The sequence below is a fragment of the Streptococcus mitis genome (genome assembly GCF_001579035.1).
In the GTDB taxonomy this organism is placed as follows: Bacteria; Bacillota; Bacilli; order Lactobacillales; family Streptococcaceae; genus Streptococcus; species Streptococcus mitis_J.
In genome coordinates this window covers 15,954-19,187 of sequence record NZ_KQ970289.1, presented here as the reverse complement: position 1 = coordinate 19,187, position 3,234 = coordinate 15,954, and the positions used below count along the sequence as shown (strand labels likewise).

The 3,234-nt window shown below is 41.6% G+C and carries 4 protein-coding genes; 3 read left to right on the top strand and 1 reads right to left on the bottom strand.

Going from position 1 to position 3,234, the window contains the following annotated elements; all coding sequences use genetic code 11:
• Positions 1 to 323 (top strand): Rrf2 family transcriptional regulator (locus SMIDD26_RS07285; RefSeq protein ID WP_061439699.1); only part of this gene is annotated, 323 nt, incomplete at its 5' end.
• A gap of 161 nt (positions 324 to 484) precedes the next feature.
• Here SMIDD26_RS07285 and SMIDD26_RS07280 read toward each other — a convergent pair.
• Positions 485 to 1,558: a DUF2974 domain-containing protein gene (locus SMIDD26_RS07280; RefSeq protein WP_061439698.1), complete on the bottom strand. Its 1,074-nt coding sequence runs from the start codon at positions 1,556 to 1,558 to the stop codon at positions 485 to 487.
• Positions 1,559 to 1,713: 155 nt separating this feature from the next.
• Here SMIDD26_RS07280 and SMIDD26_RS07275 point away from each other — a divergent pair, with 155 nt between their 5' ends.
• Together SMIDD26_RS07275 and SMIDD26_RS07270 are read left to right on the top strand one after the other, a co-directional pair.
• Positions 1,714 to 2,391 carry a response regulator transcription factor gene (locus tag SMIDD26_RS07275; protein WP_061439697.1) on the top strand — a complete coding sequence of 226 codons (678 nt, stop codon included), beginning with the start codon at positions 1,714 to 1,716 and terminating at the stop codon, positions 2,389 to 2,391.
• Positions 2,384 to 3,234 (top strand): sensor histidine kinase (locus SMIDD26_RS07270; RefSeq protein WP_061439791.1); only part of this gene is annotated, 851 nt, incomplete at its 3' end. The genes SMIDD26_RS07275 and SMIDD26_RS07270, both read left to right, overlap by 8 nt.

The window sequence follows — 3,234 nt, the reverse complement described above, 5'->3', positions numbered from 1 at the left end:
CTGTCATTATCAGAAAGATCTTGTCCCAGTTGAAGAAGGCAGAGCTGATTTCAGTAGCGCGTGGAACGGGCGGAACAGAGATTGTCAAGGACCTTAAGGATATTAGTCTTTTAGATGTTTATCAGGCGGTTGAGTGTCTTGGAAAGACTGGTCAACTCTTTAGTTTCCATGACAATCCAAATCCAAATTGCCCAGTTGGAGCTCATATTCATGATGTTTTGGATCAAAAATTGGAGAGAATCCAGCTGGCTATGGAAGCAGAGCTTGGTCAGACAAGTTTAGAGCAAGTTGTGGCCGATGCAGAGAGTCAAATGAAGGAGTGAATTCTTCTTTAAAGCAAAAAAGCTTGTGAGAAGGTTTTTATACTCAATGAAAATCAAAAAGCAAACTAGGAAGCTAGCCGCAAGCTGTACTTGAGTACGGTAAGGCGACGCTGACGTGGTTTGAAGAGATTTTCGAAGAGTATTACCTTTTCATAAGCTTTTTATCTATTTTTCCAGGCTTGGTAACGAGTATCAATCAATAACTGGGTAAGGCGTCCCATGGTTTCCCTTTCTTCTGGAGTGAGGGATTGTGCTTGAACAAAGAGATGATGAATATGTTCGATTGCTCTTAAGGAAGACAGGTCATTGATGGAGCTAATGCCAGCATCTAGAATGGTGCCAAAGAAGAGGTCGAAGTAGAGCTGAAGCTCCTCGTCAGGGACTGTGGCCACCCACTCCTTGAAGGTTGTGTCGACTTGTTGGCTATCACTGTTGGTCTTATCCAGTTGAACGAAGTGCTTGTCCTCAATTTGCCAACTAAAGGTATCGTGCTGGGCGATACCACCCAAGGCAGTACTTTGAACAATGATTTGGTGGGCAGGAATTTCCAGCATCATACCGATAATGGAACCTTGTGGAATGAAGACCTTGGTTCTATCCATTATCCTTTGATAGCCCTCGCTTTGTGTCAGTTCTTTGTGAAGACCAGGCGCATCAAAGGTATAAACTGCTGTGATTTGATTTTGTAAGCTTTGCTCAATTTGGCTAGCAGCATAGATAGCTAGATTTCCTCCCTTGGAATGCCCGGCCAGAATGAGCTTTTGTTTAGGATGGTGGGCAAAAAAGTTCTTTAAATAGCGGAGAGCGTGCTTTTGAGCAGGAATTTCTTTCATATAGGTCAGGTGGAAATCTTCCTTCCATCCAATGATACTGTCATCAGTCCCACGAAAGACAATCAGATAGGTATTGAGAGTGAGACGGTAGGTCATAGCCGCAAATTGCTTTTGCAGTTCAGGGTCAATGTCGTTGATAAAATGGGAGAGTTTGCAATTTTTAAAGCGCTTGTGTTGAGAGAGTTGATCCAACAGCTGGAGACGGTCCTTATTGGTCAGCATGTTAGACTCCCTTGGAATCTGAGGTGCCAGGTCTAAAAGTCGCTGAGGAGTTATGGAGACCAGATTATCAAAGGAGAGGTAGGTGGTTTCTGTTAAGGCTAAAACATCTAATTCATTCAATGGAAGGTCGTAAAAGGAATCGTGTGCGACATCTTTCAGATAGTCAAAAATATTGGCCATAAGAGCTCCTTTCTTTTTATTTATCTTATCAAATTTCCCTCAAATTAGCTAGTAGGATTGTCTTGCTTTGTTGGCTAAAAACAAGCTCTTTCACATTCAGTTTCAGACCTTCCAGCATGGAAAAATCTGTTATAATAATAGAAAAGGAGAAGCGCATGCACAAGATTTTATTAGTAGAAGATGATCAGGTCATTCGTCAACAGGTCGGGAAAATGCTCTCTGAATGGGGATTTGAAGTGGTTCTGGTAGAAGACTTTATGGAAGTTTTGAGTCTATTTGTCCAGTCGGAACCTCATCTGGTCCTCATGGATATTGGACTGCCTTTGTTTAATGGCTATCACTGGTGTCAGGAGATTCGCAAGATCTCCAAGGTTCCCATCATGTTTCTGTCTTCGAGAGACCAGGCTATGGATATTGTCATGGCAATCAATATGGGAGCGGATGACTTTGTGACCAAGCCTTTTGACCAGCAGGTTCTTTTAGCCAAGGTTCAGGGCTTGTTGCGTCGTTCCTATGAGTTTGGTCGTGACGAGAGTTTACTGGAATATGCCGGTGTTATCCTCAATACTAAATCAATGGATTTACATTATCAAGGGCAAGTCTTGAATTTGACTAAGAATGAATTCCAGATTTTACGCGTTTTATTTGAACACGCAGGAAATATTGTAGCACGTGATGACCTCATGCGAGAACTTTGGAATAGTGACTTTTTCATTGATGATAATACCCTCTCAGTTAATGTGGCTCGTTTGCGTAAAAAATTGGAAGACCATGGCTTGGTAGGATTTATCGAAACCAAGAAAGGAATAGGGTACGGATTAAAGCATGCTTGATTGGAAACAATTTTTTCTAGCCTATCTGCGCTCCCGTAGTCGTCTGTTTGTCTATCTACTTTCTTTGACGTTTCTGGTTTTGCTCTTTCAGTTTTTATTTGCCAGTTTGGGAATTTACTTTCTCTACTTTTTCCTCTTGTGTTGCTTTGTAACCATCTTATTTTTCACTTGGGACATATTGGCGGAGATGCAGGTCTATCGTAAGGAACTTCTCTATGGAGAGAGGGAAGCCAAGTCTCCTTTGGAAATAGCTTTAGCAGAAAAATTAGAAGCGCGTGAGATGGAACTCTATCAGCAGAGGTCAGAAGCAGAAAGAAAACTGACGGATTTGCTGGATTACTATACCTTGTGGGTCCATCAGATTAAGACTCCCATTGCAGCTAGTCAACTCTTAGTTGCAGAAGTAGCTGACCGCCAACTGAAGCAACAGCTAGAACAGGAAATTTTCAAAATCGACTCCTATACCAATCTAGTTTTACAGTACTTGCGTTTAGAAAGTTTCCATGATGATTTGGTCTTAAAGCAAGTTCAAATTGAGGACTTGGTTAAGGAAATAATTCGTAAATACGCTCTTTTCTTTATTCAAAAAGGCCTAAATGTCAATCTACATGACCTTGATAAAGAAATCGTGACGGATAAAAAGTGGCTACTAGTGGTTATTGAGCAAATCATCTCAAACAGTCTCAAGTACACCAAGGAAGGTGGTCTGGAGATTTATATGGAAGGCCAGGAACTCTGTATCAAGGATACAGGAATCGGGATAAAAAACAGTGATGTCCTCCGAGTCTTTGAACGTGGATTTTCAGGGTATAATGGACGCCTAACCCAGCAGTCATCTGGACT

Excerpts from the sequence above, each read along its gene's own strand:
- SMIDD26_RS07280 (WP_061439698.1), bottom strand. The coding sequence starts at position 1,558 with ATGGCCAATATTTTTGACTATCTGAAAGATGTCGCACACGATTCCTTT.
- SMIDD26_RS07275 (WP_061439697.1), top strand. The coding sequence starts at position 1,714 with ATGCACAAGATTTTATTAGTAGAAGATGATCAGGTCATTCGTCAACAG.